Here is a 16742-nt window from a genome sequence, read left to right as displayed (position 1 = left end):
GCCTAGGCTGGGGATCGGGTGAAAGGAGCACGTCATGAAGAAAATCCTCATGGTACTAACCAGTGTTTCCGAGATCGGCGACACGGGAGAAAAAACCGGATACAACGTGGCCGAGGCCGCGCATCCATGGAAAGTATTCAAGGACTCCGGGCATTTCGTAGACTTTGCCTCGATCAAGGGCGGACAACCACCGCAGGATACGGTAGATACCGACGACCCGATCCAAGTGGCATTCACGCAGAATGAGGCTACGCGGGCGGGCCTTTACAACACCGCGCGAGTCGAGGTTGTGGACCCCGAACAATATGACGGCGTTTACCTGGTCGGTGGACATGGGACCATGTGGGACTTCCCTGAGCATGAAGGGCTGCAGAAACTTGTAGCCAGCGTCTACGACGCAGGGGGACTAGTCGGTGCGGTTTGCCACGGTTCTGCTGGATTGCTCGACGTCGAATTGAAAAATGGATTGCGCCTCATCGAAGGGCGAACCGTCGCGGCATTCACCAACGAAGAAGAGGTCGCAGTCGGCAAGGACAAGGTCGTCCCGTTCCTCCTTGTCGACAGGCTGGTTGAACAAGGTGCCATTCACGAAGCGGCTGAAAACTTCGAAGAAAAGGTTGTCGTCGACGAGCGTCTGGTCACCGGCCAGAATCCGGCGTCCGCAGCTGGTGTCGCCAAGGAGATGGAGAAGCTTTTCGCTCAAGTGATTCAGCAGGAGAAAGCCGCCGAGCAGCATGACGCCGAAGACCTTCGTGCCCAGCATGATGCCAAGAAGTCGGCATCGCGCAAGGAGCACGATGAGCACAAGCATCACTAGAAGAGCTAGGTCCCGAGCTGGCGGGGAGCACCTCGAACCGGCATGAATACGGCGAACAGCCCGTTNNAACGGGCTGTTCGCCGTATTGCGCTATTAGCGCGGAGGCTTAGCCGAAGTACTTCTCCATGGTGCCTTCGTGCGCGGCACGCAGGTCCTCGACGGACACGGTGAATTCACCCTGCACCTCCAGGGCATTCGATTCCGCATCGACGATGCCCAGGCGAGCCACGGTTACACCGCGGGCGCCGGTCATGTCGTTGAAGCGGACCTCTTCGCTGCGCGGAACCGCAACCAGTGCGCGAGACTGCGATTCGGAGAACAGTGCGGTGAATGAATCGACACCGTCACGCTTCTTGATGTCGTCCAGGGCCACCCGGGCACCGACACCGTAGCGCAGGACCATTTCCGACAGCGCGGCCGCAAGGCCGCCCTCGGAGAGGTCATGCGCCGCGTCGACCATGCCGTCGCGGCTGGCGTTGATCAGGATCGCGCCCAGTTCCTTCTCAACCTCCAGATCCACCTTCGGTGGCAAGCCGCCGAGGTGTCCGCGCAGGTTGGCGAACTCTGAGCCGTCCAGCTCGTCGAAGGTCTCACCGATCAGGTAGATTGCCTGGCCGTCTGCCTCTTCGCGCCACCCCGATGGGGTGCGGCGTGCCACGTCGTCCAGCTTGCCCAGGGTTGCCACGACCGGGGTTGGGTGGATCGCGGTGGTGCCGGTCTGGTTGTACAGCGAGACGTTGCCGCCGGTCACCGGTACTCCGAGCACCTTGCAGGCGTCGGATAGGCCGCGGATGCCTTCGGCCAGCTGCCACATGACATCCGGATCCTCGGGGGAACCGTAGTTCAGGCAGTCCGAGACCGCCGCAGGGATCGCGCCGGAGGTGGCGACGTTGCGGTAGGACTCGGCCAGCGCCAGCTGGGCACCCAGGTAAGGGTCCAGGTAGGTGTAGCGGCCGTTGGCATCGGTAGCGATGGCTACGCCAAGCCCGGTTTCCTCATCGATGCGGACCACGCCTGCATCATCCGGGGAAGCCAGGGCGGTGTTGCCACCGACATAGCGGTCGTACTGGCGGGTGATCCAGGACTTGTCGCACATATTCGGGCTGGCGATCAGCTCGAGCAGCGCAGCCTTCAGCTCGTCACCGGTAGCCGGAAGGTTCGCTCCGGCCTCCGACGCCTTGAAGGTATCTGCCTGCAGGGCGTCCTGCCAGCTTGGGCGAGCATACGGACGGTCGTACACCGGGCCGTCGTGGGCGACGGTCTTCGGGTCCACGTCCACGATGACTTCGCCATCCCAGGTGATGATCAGGCGGTTGGTGTCGGTGACCTCGCCGAGCCAGGAGTACTCCACGGAGTACTTGTCCATGACGGCTTCGAAAGCCGCGACGTTCTCCGGGGTGACCACGGCCATCATGCGTTCCTGGGACTCCGACATCAGGATTTCGCCCGGGGTCAGGGTCGGGTCGCGAAGCAGCACATCGGTCAGCTCGACACGCATGCCGCCCTCGCCGTTGGAGGCGAGTTCGGAAGTGGCGCAGGAGATGCCGGCGGCACCCAGGTCCTGGATGCCCTCGACCAGGGAGGCCTTGAACAGGTCCAGGCAGCATTCGATGAGCACCTTCTCGGCGAAGGGGTCACCGACCTGCACGGCCGGGCGCTTGGAAGGCTTGGTGTCGTCGAAGGACTCGGAAGCCAGCACCGAGGCGCCGCCGATGCCGTCGCCGCCGGTGCGCGCACCGAAGAGCACCACCTTGTTGCCCACGCCCGAGGCGTTGGCCAGGCGCAGGTCTTCGTGGCGCAATGCGCCGACTGCCAGCGCGTTGACCAGCGGGTTGCCCTGGTAGATCGGGTCGAAGACGGTTTCGCCGCCGATGTTCGGCAGGCCCAGCGAGTTGCCGTAGCTGCCGATGCCGGAGACCACGCCGTGCACCACGCGCTGGCTATCGGGGTGGTCGATCGCGCCGAAGCGCAAGGGGTCCATCACGGCGATCGGGCGGGCGCCCATGGAGATGATATCGCGCACGATGCCGCCGATGCCGGTAGCCGCACCCTGGTGCGGTTCAACGAAGGAGGGGGAGTTGTGCGATTCGATCTTGAAGGTCACGGCCCAGCCGTCGCCCAGGTCGGTGACGCCGGCGTTTTCGCCGATGCCGACCATCAGGTCCTTCTTCATCTCTTCGGTGACCTTGTCGCCGAACTGGCGCAGGTGGTTCTTGGTGGACTTGTACGAGCAGTGCTCGGACCACATCACCGAGTACATGGCCAATTCGGCCGCGGTCGGGCGGCGGCCCAGAATCTTCACGATCTCCGCGAACTCGTTGTCCTTCAGGCCCAGCTCGGCCCACGGCAGTTCCACATTCGGGGTACCGGCCGCGTTATCGACGGTGTCGATATTGAATTCCTTGGTCACTTCCTGGCTCACTTCTTGCCTCCAACGAGGTGGGTCAAAACACTGGTGAAGAACGTCAGACCGTCGGTGCCGCGGTGATCCGGACCGAAACCGGCCTCGATGGCGTGCTCCGGGTGAGGCATGAGGCCCACCACGTTGCCCGCCGCATTGGAGATGCCGGCGATCGAACGGCGCGAGCCGTTCGGGTTCCAGCCCACGTAGCTGAACGCCACGCGGTTCTCGGCCTCGAGCATGTCCAGGGTCTTCTCGTCGGCCACGTACTGGCCGTCCTGGTTCTTCAGCACGATGGTGATTTCCTGGCCCGGCTCGTAGCCGTTGGTCCAGGCGGTCTGGTTGTTCTCCACGCGCAGCAGCTGATCGCGGCAGAGGAACTTCAAGTGGTCGTTCTTGATCATCGAACCGGGCAGCAGGTGCGACTCGGTGAGGATCTGGAAACCGTTGCAAATGCCCAGCACGGGCAGCTTGGCTTCGGAGTTCGCAGCATCGACGATCTTGGACATCATCGGTGCGAAACGGGAGATCGCGCCGGCGCGCAGGTAGTCGCCGTAGGAGAAGCCACCGGGAATCACCACGGCGTCAACGTCCTGCAGCTCGGTGTCGGCGTGCCACAGGGACACCGCTTCGGCACCGGCTGCGCGCACCGCACGAGCGGCGTCGCGGTCATCGAGGGTGCCCGGGAAGGTCACCACGCCGATGCGCGCTCCAGAAAGTTCGGAAGTTGGCGTCGAATAGTCGCCAATCAAGGGAAGATCTGTGCTCATTAGTCTTCGACTACCTCGACGTTGACAACGTCCTCGATGACCGGGTTCGACAGCAGGGTCTCCGCCGCTTCGCGCGCCTGGGCGAGGATTTCTTCGGTCACCTCGCCGTTGACGGTGAGTTCAAAGCGCTTGCCCTGGCGGACAGCTTCGAAGGAGGTGAAGCCTAGGCGGGGAAGTGCTCCCGCGATGGCCTTGCCCTGAGGGTCAAGGATTTCTGGCTTGAGCATGACATCTACAACGATGCGGGGCATCCGGCATATCTCCTGTTGGCGAGGTTAAGTTAAATGCCACACGGAGTTGCCGTCTCACACCAGGGGGATTTGGCGCTCCGCGAGCTTGCTTTACAAGTCTACCGGGTATGTGACGCGCAAAACGCAGGGGTGTGTGCAACTACCGCTTTAGCGGCGATTAAGACGTGTGATATTCGGCTCGTGGGCTAGGTCACCGGAGCGGGCAAGTAAGCTGGATACGTGCAAAACTCCAAGGAAACCCGCTGTCCCTGCCGTGAATTAGACGCAGCGCAGCGCAGCTACGCGCAATGCTGCCAGCCCTTTCATGACGGACGGACCAACCGGTCAGCGCTGCCCGACACCGCAGAAGAGCTGATGCGCTCGCGCTATAGCGCCTTTGCCTTGGGGCTGCACCGGTATTTGCTTGAGACCTGGCATGAGACCACCCGGCCCAAGGAACTGGAGCTGGATGCCCACATGCGCTGGCTGGGCCTGGAGATCCATGCAACCCGCTCGGGCGGCGCCACCGCGACGCGTGGAGTCGTGGAATTCGAGGCGCACTACAGCCTCGGGCAGGATCGGGACAGCCAACGAGAAGCCAGCTCGTTCGTGCGGGAAGACGGAGCCTGGTTCTACGTCGACGCCCTGTAGCAGAACTCGCCGCTATTTGCTGGAGTTGCGCAGGGCGGAGAGCATCTGCGGCTGATTGCGCTTCTCGGCAAGTTCGAAGGCGTCGGATCCGGAAGGATCGGTCAGGTGCGGATTAGCTCCGGCTGCCAAGAGCAGGCGGGCTATGGACAGCGAATTATTCGAGCCCTGGCCCAGGGAGATGGTCACATGCAGTGCGCTCCAACCAAGATCATTGACCTTGTCCAGGGGGATATCGTGCTGCAGCAGGACACGAACCGATTCCACCTGTCCGGCTTCGCTAGCCACGAACAAGGCGGTGCTGCCCAGCCGGTCGACGCTGTTTACATCGGCGCCGTGGGCCAGTGCCGAACGCAGCACGTCTTCGAGGCCAAAGGCGCTGGCTCGCAGGAACGGTGATTCCTGGGACTTGTTCTTTGAGTTCGGATTCGCCCCATCGGCAAGCAGCAGCTTGGCGATCTGGTCATCGCGGTTGAGCACCGCGCGCATCAGCGGAGTATTTCCCCGTCCGTCTTTGGCATCCAGCTCGGCGCCGTCCTTCAAAGCTTTGCGCACCGAGCCGACTTCGCCTTCGGCAACCGCCGCAAAAAGAGCGGTGGTTGAGGTCGAATGGATCGGTCCGCTTTGGGTCAACGGCTTGATGCTGGCAGATCCAGAGGTGGCCGCACTCGACAATGGGGCAAGGCTTCCTTGGGAAGCTGCCGGATTCGACGTCGACCTGGCGCTCGCGCTTGTGGCGGGCTTGGTTGCCAAGCTCGTGCTGGAACTGGTGGCGGCAGATGGCTTGCTCTGCGTGCTGGAGGGGGCAGCAGCCGGACTTTGCACCGGCAAATTTGGCGGGCTAGTGGAAGAGGCGGCCGAGGGCACGGGGTCTGCTTGGGGGACTGAAGAAGCGCAACTGCTGCAAGCTCCAAGTACGGCGGCCAAGGGGAGCGCTAGCAATGCGTAGCCACGTCGTTGCGTGGAATGCCCGTGTCGAAGTGCCATCTTTCCTTTCAATGATCCGCGGTTTTCCGGTAGCGGTGAAGTTCCTGCCGAATGTCGATCTGCTAGTGAGCATATCGGGGAAAGCTGAAAATTTGCGGTCAATAACCGCCGAAATCTCTTTGCGCCCCAGGCGCAGGCTTCTTCGCTAAAATTGGAGACACCATGGAATGCCTTTACTTCTCCGCCGGACGTTGCCGTTCATGCACCCAAATGACGGTGCCGTACGTTGACCAGCTCCAGGCCAAAGCCGACCACTGCGCCACCGCGCTCGCGCAGTTCCCAGACCTGCAATTCTTGCCGCCGCAAGCCAGCTCAGAATCGGGCTTCCGCAATAAGGCGAAAATGGTGATCTCCGGAACCACCGAGAATCCGACCATCGGAATTCTCGACGCCGACGGCCACGGCGTAGACCTGCGCAACTGTGGGGTTTGCGCTCCCGAACTGCGCGCGCTGTTCCCGGTGATCGAGCGCTTCATCAAGGAACTGAAGCTCATCCCCTATGACGTGCCCAAGGGCAAGGGGCAGCTCAAGCACGTCATCCTCACTCTTTCGGACACCGGAGCGGTCATGGTGCGCTGGGTGCTGCGCACTAAGAAGCACTTCGTGGCTCTTCGCGATTCACTGCCTCAATTCCTCGAGCTGCTCCCGCGCCACAGCGTGGTTTCGGTGAACTTCCTGCCCGAGCACAAGGCCGTCTTGGAGGGTGAAGAAGAAATCATCCTCACCCGCCGCACCACCTTGGAATTCGGACTGAACGGCGTGCCGATGCACCTGCGTCCGCAGGGGTTCTTCCAGACGAACACCGAGATTGCCGCCGCGCTGTACCGCCAGGCTCGCCAGTGGATCACCGATGCAAATCCTGCCAGCCTCTGGGACCTGTACAGCGGGGTAGGCGGCTTCGCGCTGCACTGCGCCGAAGGCGGGCGTCGGGTGCAGGGAATCGAAACCAGCACCGAGGCGGTGGCTGCGGCGCAGGTCGCGGTGGAGGAGATGGGCTTGGAGAACACGACGTTCACCGCAATGGACGCCACCGACTTCGCGCTATCCGCCGGGCAGGCGCCGGAAGCGGTCATCGTCAATCCGCCGCGTCGGGGCATCTCGGCCGAGCTGGCACAGTGGCTCAACGATTCGACCGTGCAGCATGTGGTGTACTCCAGCTGCAATTCGGTTTCGCTGGCCCGGGATCTTGCACGGCTAGACAAGTTCACCGCTAAGCAGGCCCGGGTGATGGACATGTTCCCGCAGACCAATCACTACGAGGTGATTGTTCGTCTCGAACGCGCCGCAGTCTAAACGCGTATAGAGACGCACTAGGGTGGCCGGAACCATTAACAGGTTACGGCCACCCTTTTGCGTGCTAGCGGTCCAAGGTGGCCGTGCGCATATCAAGGCGCTGCATGATCTGGTCAACCATATGCGGATCAACCCCGGGTTCGCGCCGGGCGCGGAGCAACTCGTCGCGGGCCGCCGCCAGCGCCGTGGACTGAATCGCGTCGGCCTTGGTGATCACCGCGCGCAGCTGGGTGTATTTTTCATCGGTGATCGCGTCATGCGTATCCGGATCGGTCAGCAAGATGTTGTGCAGGTCGTGCATGCGTCGGGTGACCACATGGCGGTAGTTCTCCGGCAGCTGCTGCAGCTCAAGATTCTTCTTCAGGGTCTGCACCGCAACTTCTTCGGCCCGGCGAGCGAGCGCGCGGCGGGCCTTTTTGGTGGCCTGGTCATTGCCGCGCAGCTTGAGCGCCCGCATCAGCATCGGCAGCGTCAGCCCCGGGACTACGAGGGTGGCGAGCAGTACGGAGCAGGCGGCGACCACCACGAAGTTCCTTCCCTCGATGGGGGTGCCTTCCGCGGTGAACTTCGGCAGGGCCAAGGCGAGAGCAAGGGTGGCCAGTCCGCGCATGCCGCACCAGGTGAGCACCAGCGAATCCTTGGCCGCGGAGACCTTCTCCATCCCGCGCCGGGCATTTGGCAGATAGTAGGTGCCGAACATCCAGAGCGTCCGAACCAGGATCACTACGACACAGATGGCAAGGATGCCGGGAATGAACCCGAGCAGGTTGCTGCCCTCTTCCTGGATGACCGAGTTCATCTCCAGGCCCATGAGGCCAAAGGCCAGACCGGTGGCCAGCATTTCGAGCACTTCCCAGAAGGCGTGCCGGGTCAACCGTTCTTGCGAGTCCTGCGGACGGTCGCGGCGTCCCAGCTCCAGGGCCAGCACCACGACCGCGACCACTCCGGAGGCATGGACTTCCTCGGCCAGCATGTAGACGGCGTAGGGTGCCACCAAGGTTGCCGCGCAGCGCGCCGCCAGATTAGGCACGAAGCGGTTCAGCCAACCGACAACCCAGGCCATGGCGATGCCCACGATGATGGCCACCGCCGCGCCGATCAAGAATTTCGGAATGAGGTCCAAGCCGACCTCGGTGCCGTTAAGCGTGGCGGTGACCGCAAGCTGGAAGAGCACGATGGCCATCGCGTCATTGAACAGCCCCTCGGTCTCCAGCAGGGAGGTGAGCCGCCGCGGCATTTTCACCTTCGTCGCAATCGCATCCACCGCTACCGGGTCCGGCGGGGCGACGATGGCGCCGAGGGCGATCGCCAAGGGAACCGACAAGAAGGGGGCGAAAGCCAGCGAGGTTGCCGCCACCGCGCCGGCGGTTACCACGATCAGCACCACCGCGAGGCGGATCAGCGCTTTCCAGCGCAGCCGGAACACCGACCAGGAGCTGCGCTGCGCGGTGGCAAAGAGCAGCGGCGGCAGGAAGATGGGCAGGATCAACGCTGGATCGATATGCAGTTCAGGCATGAACGGGAGGAAACCGGCCAAGGTGGCAAGGATGAGCATCAGGATTGGATAGGGGAGCTTGATGCGCTCACCCAGCCCGACAATCAAAATAGTGGCGAACAGCAGCGCGATGATCAGCAGGAAGAACTCCATAGTCTTCCTATTCTAGTCGCTGGAGCTATCCGTGGTGGCATCTAGAGGAGGATATAGCGGGTTATTTCATGCCCTCGCCCAGCAGCGGGGCCAATGCATCCCATTCGCTAATCGCGCAGCCATTGTGGCGGTCGAAGCTCGTATCGACTTGTTTCCCACCTAATTTTCCGCTGATCCTTGCCGTCGCGGGCCCGCCATAGATCTCGGTGCAGCTTTGCTGCGGCGAGCGTTGCGGGGTGAGCACTTCGGGATTCTTGGCCAATAACGCACAGGCGGCATTCGACTCGGGCAGCGTACTGGAATCAGCGGCCTGGGCGCCGCGGCAGGATAGATGGTATTCGCTGTCGACGGATTTCCCCTCGAAGCTGATGCTGATCTTGAGGTCTGCGTCAGCGCCAACGGGTGAGGTGCCCGCGGTGGGAGCCGAACTGGCGCAACCAGCGAGCAGCAGCCCGGCCAGTAGCGGAGCTACGAAAACCAGGCCCGTGTGCGCCTTCCGATTCTTCAGTCGTCCCATGAACCAATTGTGCTTCCCTTTTAGTTCAACACGCTAGCGTTCCGAGGCAATTGGCAGGCTGAGCACCACCTGCAATAGTTCCATCCGCAGCTTCTCCGCCCGCAGGGCGAACTCCTTTTGCAGACGCACATAGTGCGCCTTGCCCTCCGGAGTCTCGATTTGGATCGGCTCTTGGCCCCAATCCCCAAGGTCATAGGGCGAAGCTTGCATGTCCATGGTGCGGATATCCCACGCCAGTTCAAAGCAGTCCATGACCAGATCGCTGGGAACTGCCGGGCTCAACTTGTAGGCCCATTTATACAGGTCCATATTTCCATGCAGGCAGCCCGGCTGTTCGAGGTCGCGTTGCGTCTCACGGGTTGGCTGCAGCTCGTTGAGCGGCACCGCCTCCGGAGTGTAGAAACGGAAGGCATCAAAATGCGTGCAACGGATCTTATGGTTTTCCACGACCTCGTCCGTGCCCGTCGCGCCGAGGCGAAGCGGCAGGTATTCGTGGCGTATCCCGTTGACCTCGGACTTGTAGGCCATCGCCCATTCATGCAATCCGAAGCAGGAGAAATTCGCCGGCTTCTGTACCGTATTGCGCAGCAGGATGCGGGCAAATTCGATCACCCTGGCCCGTGACTGGGAGAATTTCTCAAGATCGAGTTCTACCCCCGGTCCTGCCGGGGCTTCCACGCTGCGGTAGAACTTCCAATCTTCTCGTTCGTGGGCCTGCTCGCCGAGCAGCGCCACGCCAACGCCCGGGTGCCAACGGTAGAGCTGGCCTGGCTTCTGCGTGTAGTAGGTGAAAAGGAAATCCTCGATGGGATGTTTGGCCCCGGTCATTCTGCGCTGCACAAATGGTTCGCCAAAGGCCCGAGCACGGACCTCATGCGCGGCGGCACGCTGCATCCAGTGCGGGGCTTCCAAAGCTGTGGCGGTTAGGGGCATACTTCTAATTATTCAATTCATGGGCCGGCGAAACCAGTTTGGTACGCCAACTCACACATCCTGCATAGGAGTACACCATGGAAAACTTCCCTCCCTGGGAGCCGCCAATGGACGGCACCGAGGAAGCGCACCTGCTCGGCATGCTCGACCGGTTGCGCACCACCTTCAGGTATAAGGCCGACGGACTGGACATCGAGCAACTAGCGGCGAGGCTGCCGAGCAGCGATCTGAGCATCGGTGGACTGCTGCAGCATCTGGCGGTAGTCGAAGATGAAAACTTTGCCTACTTGATCGCCCGCGGACAACCGGAGATCGTGCTTGAATTCTCTGCCGAGGGGCGCGACCAGTTCGCGGTGAACGCCGAAGAGAACCCGGAAGCGCTTTATGCGCGCTACGACAAAGCCGTGCTTAGGAGCAGGGAGGTTCAGGCACAGGTAGTTGCCGCGGGTGAACTAGATGCGCCCTCTGCCTTGGAATACGAGGGAAAACACGCGAGCGTACGACGATTAATCTGCGATGTGATCGAGGAATACGGCCGGCATACCGGTCACGCGGATCTGCTGCGCGAGGCGATCGACGGACGGGTGGGCGAAGACCCTCCCTTTGAATACCGTCCACCTTGGTACGCGTGATTTAAGGTTTCGGCTAAGCAAGCTTGAATCGCGAGATAGCTTGAATGAAAAAGTGGACAGTGCCGAATCGGGATTGCTTTTTTGGATCGTCCAGCTGCTTTCTAAGCGCATCTAGCAAGTCGTTGGGCATCAGCTTAAATATGTCTCGCAACGGAGGTCATGTACGTGATTCCTCGGGACCGTTTACAAGACATAGTTGCAAGAATTGAAAGTGCTGAATAGTCGCGGTTCAGCGAACAGGCCTGCGTGCTCTGGCGGGACGTCTCACAACCCTTGGGTTACAAGACGTCTCTTGAGGTAGATGCTCGACAAGCTGAGCCCGAAATATATTACTTCGGAGTTATTTCAACCATGCGTTCATGAGAAAATCGGCAATATTTCCAAGGCGTTACGGTCTTAGGTGAGCAAATAGTTGTTGCGCAGACGGCCACTTGCTGCAATAAGGCTTGTTGAAAGGGCCAGTATTGAGTCTCCCGCTGGGATCAGTTTAAAGCCCCCTCCGGGACCTGCAGACATGCCTCCACCAGGGCCACTGGAAAGGCATCCCTGTGGTCCTGGGTATTGCCCGCTACCCGGGCCTGTGTAGTTATCGCGTGGCTAAGTAGTCATATACAGAAGTTACCTGAGAATGCCGACAGACAGGGGCCTATACTTCGCGGCATGGCAATACCGATTGCCGAACGCTCGGACGACGACGCTGGGTCTCAATTCATGACTTCTTAGACAAAATGAAGCTGTTCTTCTACGCAAGACAGTACTTAATAACCGTTTTCAACCACCGCGGCGTTCTAAATCATTGTCGAACTCTCTAGCTCTCTTCGCAACATTGGGCAGGCCCCCAGACCGTTGAGCTCTTGGAGTGATATCTGAACGGCCCGGTTGCTAGCGATGCGACTCAACTCGCCCTTGCCTTAGCTTTCGGAACTGTGGCCGCTATGTTGAGGCCCTGAATGTCGCGCTACGAACATTCGCGCCCGTTCTCCCGCTATAGGGACGATCTATAACCGCCTACACCGATAATCTCTTGCAGAGATGATTTCTCTTCTCAAATCCCAGTAAAGGTTTCGTTTGCGAACGGGCCGATAAGTACTTTGCCGATTAACTGAATATCCTCGGCGTATCCCAGCGGATCTGCAGACTAGAACTATTCTGCTTATTTTTAATTGCCGTTCATGGCGCCAGGCTTCGCGGTGTTTGCGTCTCCCACCAAGGGGGCTCGGGTTCCCAGAGCTCAAATATTCCGGGTCTCAAGTAGCAAGGAGGGGCCCTCTTGAGCTGGCAGCAAAGCGATGTTGGCAGCAAAGCGAAATGCGAGCCCCTCCTACAAAAGGATGATTTACACCCTTACTTACGGTGGGTAGTGTTCATCTTAAGATCTTTATTCATTTTGCTGGTTAACAAAACAACTAGTCAAGTGACATATCGAAAATTTCATACATGCCCACTGTGAGCGCAACTTCTCTCGCTATCCACTGCAGTTGACCCGACGCGTCACTCATTGCTTGAGCATCAACCGACACCAACACCAGACTTACTGATCTTTGTTTTTCCGGTTATGTCGGTACCGCCCGTATGAAGCACACGCGGCAATGAACGCCATCCCGAAAAGGAGTGCTAACAAAAACTCGATTCCCATTGCTCTCTCATTCATTGAATACAAATTCTAGGAGAAAAATAATGAAACCCCATTACAAGGTCACTGCAATTCTTGCAGTCTCATCGGTATTTCTTAGTGCCACCGTAGCAAACGCTGCTGAGAATTCAGTGGAGATCCACGACCTTCTCACCTCCGCTCCAGGACATAGTCGCGTCCTAACCTCGACGAGCGCCGCAACGACCGATGGCACAATCACATTGCCCAGTGAGGAGGCAGGAGTGATCGAGTTGAAGCATTCTGACGGCACCTGGCTCACAGTGGGCTTGCCTCAGAACGCGGGGCTGAGCAGCCCGGCAGATAAGTTGAGCCAGAGCTCAGGATCTGCAGTCATCGCTGAGCCCATGAAAGCAGCCACTAGTGCTCAAGATTCAAGCACCGGTAAGTCAGCACTGTCGGCCCGTGCAGTAGTCGCTGTTCCCGATGCCAAGGCCGACCGATCGTACAACTTCGATCTAAACTTCTCGGATGGAATCGTTCCTCAACTACGCAAAGACGGAAGTGTGCAGTTCGTCCTCGATCCCAAACTCGGTAACTCACACCCTGGGGTGGAGGCAGAAGCGAGCTTCGGCGAAATCAAAACCCCTTGGGCCATCGACGCCAACGGCAAAGCCGTTCCCACCAAGTTCACTCTCAAAGGCAATACCCTCACCCAAACCATCAACCCCATCAAAGACACCACCTACCCCGTAATCCTTGACCCCGAAGCCGAATGGAAAGGATTCTATGGCCGCCTGACCTACAGTCGCGCCGAAACCGCAAATATGCGTGATCAAGGCGTCGTCATCGCAGGTCTCCTAGGGGGAAGCGCGGGCATCGCCGCCATGTTCGGACCAGGCGCGCCCATCGTCGGAGCAGCCCTGGCCGCCGCCTCCGCCGCTGCAGTGGGAATCATCGCTACCACCGCCTCCAACGCCCACTCTGATGGCCGATGCCTCCAAGTCGACATCCCACCACTCGTCAACCCAACCATCGTCAACTGCCGCTCTTAAACCCCGTATCTAGCGTTGACCACGTTAGGAACCACCGATCAAGGGAGGATGTCATGTCTGAGCAAGATGCCAACAAGCAACCCGGGAATTTTGACAATGCTGACAGTTTTGACAATGCTGACACTCAAGAAACGAAGCAGTCCGGCGGCCGAGAGGCCTCCAACGGTTCAGAAAACACTGGCAGGCCTACAGACATCCAACAGTCTTATGGCGCAGAGGGATCAAGCAACCAAAAAGTCTCTTCAAATAGCGCAGACGAATTGGAAACTTCGGAGGGTGCTACCGACGTTCAGCAGTCATACGACGGTGGCGATAAAACCAGTGACCACGCGAGCCAAGAGACCAACGACTCCTAGAAGCTGGGAGAGATACTTTCCGTTGGGCACACCAAACCTTTAATAGTAGTTGCCCTCCGCTTCGAAGAAGGTGCGAAGTGTTCAGGAGTTGATCGATCGGGTTAGCGACTCGTTGTATGGGGCGCAGCCAAGGTCAACCGATGGCGATGCTCCGCAAAATGATCCGTCGTCTTAGACGTTTTTCTATCGTTTAGCAGGTTCCTCTCACAAGACCCCACCAACGATCGTTTACGGAGATCTTAAAATCTCCGAGGAGGAGTAACTCTTCACCTACGGTTTTCTATCTTTCGGTTTGTCCCGATACGGACTGCCGAAACGCTGCGCAGGATCAGCTGAATATTTCCTGATTACATCTTGCTGGGTTGTACCTGGAGTGCCAAGCTAGCCCTTGAACCCAATGAAAGGAACACCTCATGTCAGAGTTAACAGGTAAGAAAGTCCTCGTCGTGGTTTCCAACCGCGGAGTAGAGCAGGATGAGTTGAAGGATCCTGTCGAGAAATTAGAACGGGCTGGAGTCAAGGTCACCATCGCCGCTCCAGAAACAGGTCAGGTACAGACCCTCGTCGGCGACTGGGACTTAGGCGAGGTCTTCGAGGTGGACGAAACATTATCTGAGGTCCGCGAAAGCGAATTCGATCTATTGCTCATTCCCGGAGGCACACTGAACGCCGACAATCTCCGACTGGATGCAGAGGCGCAAAGGATCGTAAAGTCATTTGCAATGTCTGGACGTCCGGTGGCATCGATATGCCACGGTCCGTGGCTACTGGTTGAAACAGGACTAGCGAAAAATAAGACCCTCACTTCTTACAAGTCCATTAAGACTGACATCATCAATGCTGGCGGCACCTGGAAAGACGAACAGGTTTTTCGTTGCCCGGCAGAGAACTTTGCCTTAATCACTTCACGCAACCCGGGCGATCTGGCGGCTTTCAACGATGCAATCATCGAAGAGCTGAGTCACTAACTGGCTGTAACAAGTCGGAGGGGTTATTTTCGGCATACACGTCGCGACATGATACTGCGGCCTGGTGGTCGACCCTTTTAAGCATCCAGAAACTGTGGGCAAGATAGATGGAAGATTACTATTCTTCAGAAGATGCTTGGATTGTCGCTCAAATATCAAGGGGAACCTGAATTCGCATATTCTGCGAATAGTCTTTTTACGACTTGACATAATCAGAATTATCGGCCTAGCGATAGCCAGGGTAAAAGTAGTTGCGCAAACTCCCGTCAACCGCTGATTCGAAGGTCAGTAATGGTACCTAGCTTGCAGAATTGTCAAGGCGCGGTCATCGGCGATATAGATCAGCCGATTCGCTTCGTCGATGCGGCGCGACCAAGCGCCCGCTAGGGCATGCTTCAGCGGTTCGGGTTTGCCGATGCCTTCAAACGGATCATCGCGCAGCACATCTTCGATGAGCGTATTGATGCGCTTAAGGGTCTTGCGGTCTTGAGTTTGCCAATAGAGGTAATCTTCCCAGCCCTCGGCAGTCCAGATAAGTTGTCTGTCGCTCACGGATCAACAAGTCCGCGTTCTAGCGCCTGGCCATCACGTGCCGCTTCAAGAGCAGAGAGCAGGCGCACCGCATTCTTAGGTGAGCGCAGAAGATAGCTCGTTTCAACGAGAGAATCGTATTCATCTTTCGACATGAGCACCGCAGATCCACGCTTGGACATGATCTCCACTTCGGTGTGATCAAGATTCACTCGTTCAATGAGACCAAACAGGTCACGACGCGCTTCGCTGGTTGTGATTGCCATACCGCCTCCTAGTGGTACTAGATATGGTACCACTGAATGGATGGTTCCACTCGGTTGCCGATTGCCGGACTCGTTCAAACCTTCTAGCTTCTATCCGCCGTGCTTATTGTGCCTGGATATCCATAGCCAGAGGACTTTTCGGACCTGCTTCAAGCTTGTATTCAAAAGCTTGGCCGCAGTTCCCGGCGAGTTCTAACGGTCGTTGCAACTCCTGATTTATCAGGGTGTTGCAACTGTGAGAGTTACTTGTAGCTGATCTACGTCTCACAGGCAGGAAAGGAATCGGCCCAATGAATTGTGGGCTTATTGCTTACGCGAGAGACGTGGTTACGGGAAGTTGATTTCTAGTTATTCCCCGAATTTGGTAGCGAGCGTTTGGTATTTGTCTCTGAACTGTTGTTCAGTTCCTTCATGTTGGGCGGTGAGCATCATGCGATTGTTTCCTGTCACGGAAGTGGCAGGTCATGATGTTGTCGTAGGTGTCCTATGGTTCGCATACTTTTCCGAGGCGTTCTGCGAAATATTCTTTATCCGCTGACAAATCTACGTCGGTATTTTTGAGCAACGCGATACGGATGACACCGCCGGTAATCGTCATTGAGAGATCGCGGTTATTGCATTCGCCTTCGGCGGAGGGAAGCTGATGCTTTGCTTCTAAGTAGTGAAAGAATCCGAAATATTCTGTCTCTGTAGACATTTCTTCCTGCGCGGGGGTTCCCGTACAGAAGCAACTGGCTTCTGCCTCTTATTGGGTGACGAACTCGTAGCCGTCGATGGTCTTTGGAGCTTTCGAGTTGAGTTGTGTTCCTGTTTCAACGAGGGGGCTTATGCAACCGGCGAGCAGTAGAGCTGAGGCGAGGGATGCGGCTGCGACTGGTTTTCGCATGGAGATGTTCCTAGGTGTTTTGTTCAGAGGTGGGCGTTCCAATCCTGTTCAGCTCCGCTTGTGTCCAGCCCTTCTTCAGCGCAACCGTGAGAGTTCGCTCGACGTCCACCGCCTGATCTCCCACATCGCAACTATAGACTGATCGGCTTGTTAGACGGCTCAAGGCAAAGTCATAGGCAGATCCTAAAACAGCGAATTCTGTCATTTTCCTCG

19 protein-coding genes are annotated in these 16742 nt (G+C 58.4%); 8 read left to right on the top strand and 11 right to left on the bottom strand.

What is annotated here, in order from left to right; all coding sequences use genetic code 11:
- Positions 1 to 34 precede the first annotated feature (34 nt).
- Positions 35 to 817 (top strand): type 1 glutamine amidotransferase domain-containing protein, encoded by a 783-nt coding sequence (locus CIK76_RS09235; protein WP_096285647.1) that lies wholly within the window; start codon positions 35 to 37, stop codon positions 815 to 817.
- Between the two features lie 106 nt (positions 818 to 923).
- Here the strand turns inward: CIK76_RS09235 and purL are convergent, their stop codons facing one another.
- Genes purL through purS form a run of 3 tightly spaced genes read right to left on the bottom strand, consistent with a single transcriptional unit; the run spans position 924 to position 4239 of the window.
- The gene (gene purL, locus CIK76_RS09230) at positions 924 to 3239 is read right to left on the bottom strand and encodes a phosphoribosylformylglycinamidine synthase subunit PurL (protein ID WP_096285645.1); all 2316 of its coding nucleotides are present in this window, start codon (positions 3237 to 3239) and stop codon (positions 924 to 926) included.
- Positions 3236 to 3988 carry a phosphoribosylformylglycinamidine synthase subunit PurQ gene (gene purQ / locus CIK76_RS09225; RefSeq protein ID WP_096285643.1) on the bottom strand — a complete coding sequence of 251 codons (753 nt, stop codon included), beginning with the start codon at positions 3986 to 3988 and terminating at the stop codon, positions 3236 to 3238. Before purQ ends, purL begins: the two co-directional genes overlap by 4 nt.
- Positions 3988 to 4239, bottom strand: a complete 252-nt coding sequence (purS, locus tag CIK76_RS09220; protein WP_096285640.1) for a phosphoribosylformylglycinamidine synthase subunit PurS — start codon at positions 4237 to 4239, stop codon at positions 3988 to 3990. Before purS ends, purQ begins: the two co-directional genes overlap by 1 nt.
- 219 nt (positions 4240 to 4458) lie before the next feature.
- On the opposite strand from purS, the gene CIK76_RS09215 reads away from it, so the two are divergent.
- The gene (locus CIK76_RS09215) at positions 4459 to 4869 is read left to right on the top strand and encodes a YchJ family metal-binding protein (protein WP_096285638.1); all 411 of its coding nucleotides are present in this window, start codon (positions 4459 to 4461) and stop codon (positions 4867 to 4869) included.
- 12 nt (positions 4870 to 4881) lie between these two features.
- Here the strand turns inward: CIK76_RS09215 and CIK76_RS19370 are convergent, their stop codons facing one another.
- Positions 4882 to 5499 carry an ankyrin repeat domain-containing protein gene (locus tag CIK76_RS19370; protein WP_176484150.1) on the bottom strand — a complete coding sequence of 206 codons (618 nt, stop codon included), beginning with the start codon at positions 5497 to 5499 and terminating at the stop codon, positions 4882 to 4884.
- Here CIK76_RS19370 and CIK76_RS19365 point away from each other — a divergent pair.
- A complete protein-coding gene (locus tag CIK76_RS19365) occupies positions 5462 to 5815 on the top strand; it encodes a hypothetical protein (RefSeq protein WP_176484139.1) in 354 nt (117 codons plus the stop codon). The genes CIK76_RS19370 and CIK76_RS19365 overlap by 38 nt on opposite strands.
- Before the next feature lie 200 nt (positions 5816 to 6015).
- On the top strand, positions 6016 to 7146 hold the full coding sequence (gene rlmC, locus CIK76_RS09205; protein WP_096285634.1) for a 23S rRNA (uracil(747)-C(5))-methyltransferase RlmC: 1131 nt from the start codon (positions 6016 to 6018) through the stop codon (positions 7144 to 7146).
- Positions 7147 to 7210: 64 nt separating this feature from the next.
- Here the strand turns inward: rlmC and CIK76_RS09200 are convergent, their stop codons facing one another.
- From CIK76_RS09200 to CIK76_RS09190, 3 genes are all read right to left on the bottom strand, one after another.
- A complete protein-coding gene (locus CIK76_RS09200; RefSeq protein WP_096285632.1) occupies positions 7211 to 8794 on the bottom strand; it encodes a sodium:proton antiporter in 1584 nt (527 codons plus the stop codon).
- Between the two features lie 61 nt (positions 8795 to 8855).
- Positions 8856 to 9311, bottom strand: coding sequence for a hypothetical protein (locus CIK76_RS09195; RefSeq protein ID WP_096285630.1), 456 nt, complete (start codon positions 9309 to 9311; stop codon positions 8856 to 8858).
- Between the two features lie 33 nt (positions 9312 to 9344).
- On the bottom strand, positions 9345 to 10244 hold the full coding sequence (locus CIK76_RS09190; RefSeq protein WP_096285628.1) for a 3-methyladenine DNA glycosylase: 900 nt from the start codon (positions 10242 to 10244) through the stop codon (positions 9345 to 9347).
- Positions 10245 to 10321: 77 nt separating this feature from the next.
- Between CIK76_RS09190 and CIK76_RS09185 the strand changes: the two genes are divergently transcribed.
- The 4 genes from CIK76_RS09185 to CIK76_RS09170 all read left to right on the top strand — a co-directional run bounded on the left by CIK76_RS09185 (position 10322) and on the right by CIK76_RS09170 (position 14846).
- Entirely contained in the window at positions 10322 to 10876 is a 555-nt protein-coding gene (locus CIK76_RS09185) for a DUF664 domain-containing protein (protein ID WP_096285626.1), read from the top strand.
- Between the two features lie 1677 nt (positions 10877 to 12553).
- The gene (locus CIK76_RS09180) at positions 12554 to 13522 is read left to right on the top strand and encodes a hypothetical protein (protein WP_141393518.1); all 969 of its coding nucleotides are present in this window, start codon (positions 12554 to 12556) and stop codon (positions 13520 to 13522) included.
- A gap of 53 nt (positions 13523 to 13575) precedes the next feature.
- Positions 13576 to 13878, top strand: coding sequence for a hypothetical protein (locus CIK76_RS09175; protein WP_096255847.1), 303 nt, complete (start codon positions 13576 to 13578; stop codon positions 13876 to 13878).
- Between the two features lie 413 nt (positions 13879 to 14291).
- A complete protein-coding gene (locus CIK76_RS09170; protein WP_096255846.1) occupies positions 14292 to 14846 on the top strand; it encodes a type 1 glutamine amidotransferase domain-containing protein in 555 nt (184 codons plus the stop codon).
- Positions 14847 to 15131: 285 nt separating this feature from the next.
- On the opposite strand, the gene CIK76_RS09165 is transcribed toward CIK76_RS09170, so the two are convergent.
- The 4 genes from CIK76_RS09165 to CIK76_RS19360 all read right to left on the bottom strand — a co-directional run bounded on the left by CIK76_RS09165 (position 15132) and on the right by CIK76_RS19360 (position 16529).
- Positions 15132 to 15398 carry a Txe/YoeB family addiction module toxin gene (locus CIK76_RS09165; RefSeq protein ID WP_096285622.1) on the bottom strand — a complete coding sequence of 89 codons (267 nt, stop codon included), beginning with the start codon at positions 15396 to 15398 and terminating at the stop codon, positions 15132 to 15134.
- A complete protein-coding gene (locus tag CIK76_RS09160) occupies positions 15395 to 15643 on the bottom strand; it encodes a type II toxin-antitoxin system prevent-host-death family antitoxin (protein ID WP_096285619.1) in 249 nt (82 codons plus the stop codon). The genes CIK76_RS09165 and CIK76_RS09160 overlap by 4 nt, the downstream gene beginning before the upstream one ends.
- 484 nt (positions 15644 to 16127) lie before the next feature.
- Positions 16128 to 16340 (bottom strand): hypothetical protein, encoded by a 213-nt coding sequence (locus tag CIK76_RS09155; protein ID WP_096285617.1) that lies wholly within the window; start codon positions 16338 to 16340, stop codon positions 16128 to 16130.
- A gap of 48 nt (positions 16341 to 16388) precedes the next feature.
- Entirely contained in the window at positions 16389 to 16529 is a 141-nt protein-coding gene (locus CIK76_RS19360; RefSeq protein ID WP_176484149.1) for a hypothetical protein, read from the bottom strand.
- Positions 16530 to 16742 lie beyond the last annotated feature (213 nt).

It is taken from the genome of Glutamicibacter sp. BW80 (assembly GCF_002332385.1).
Lineage (GTDB): Bacteria > Actinomycetota > Actinomycetes > Actinomycetales > Micrococcaceae > Glutamicibacter.
This window is presented reverse-complemented; position numbering and strand designations above follow the sequence as displayed.

Coding starts and splice junctions, on each gene's coding strand:
- CIK76_RS09235 (WP_096285647.1), top strand. CDS start 35: ATGAAGAAAATCCTCATGGTACTAACCAGTGTTTCCGAGATCGGCGAC.
- purQ (WP_096285643.1), bottom strand. CDS start 3,988: ATGAGCACAGATCTTCCCTTGATTGGCGACTATTCGACGCCAACTTCC.
- purS (WP_096285640.1), bottom strand. CDS start 4,239: ATGCCCCGCATCGTTGTAGATGTCATGCTCAAGCCAGAAATCCTTGAC.
- rlmC (WP_096285634.1), top strand. CDS start 6,016: ATGGAATGCCTTTACTTCTCCGCCGGACGTTGCCGTTCATGCACCCAA.
- CIK76_RS09200 (WP_096285632.1), bottom strand. CDS start 8,794: ATGGAGTTCTTCCTGCTGATCATCGCGCTGCTGTTCGCCACTATTTTG.
- CIK76_RS09195 (WP_096285630.1), bottom strand. CDS start 9,311: ATGGGACGACTGAAGAATCGGAAGGCGCACACGGGCCTGGTTTTCGTA.
- CIK76_RS09190 (WP_096285628.1), bottom strand. CDS start 10,244: ATGCCCCTAACCGCCACAGCTTTGGAAGCCCCGCACTGGATGCAGCGT.
- CIK76_RS09185 (WP_096285626.1), top strand. CDS start 10,322: ATGGAAAACTTCCCTCCCTGGGAGCCGCCAATGGACGGCACCGAGGAA.
- CIK76_RS09180 (WP_141393518.1), top strand. CDS start 12,554: ATGAAACCCCATTACAAGGTCACTGCAATTCTTGCAGTCTCATCGGTA.
- CIK76_RS09175 (WP_096255847.1), top strand. CDS start 13,576: ATGTCTGAGCAAGATGCCAACAAGCAACCCGGGAATTTTGACAATGCT.
- CIK76_RS09170 (WP_096255846.1), top strand. CDS start 14,292: ATGTCAGAGTTAACAGGTAAGAAAGTCCTCGTCGTGGTTTCCAACCGC.
- CIK76_RS09160 (WP_096285619.1), bottom strand. CDS start 15,643: ATGGCAATCACAACCAGCGAAGCGCGTCGTGACCTGTTTGGTCTCATT.
- CIK76_RS09155 (WP_096285617.1), bottom strand. CDS start 16,340: ATGTCTACAGAGACAGAATATTTCGGATTCTTTCACTACTTAGAAGCA.
- CIK76_RS19360 (WP_176484149.1), bottom strand. CDS start 16,529: ATGCGAAAACCAGTCGCAGCCGCATCCCTCGCCTCAGCTCTACTGCTC.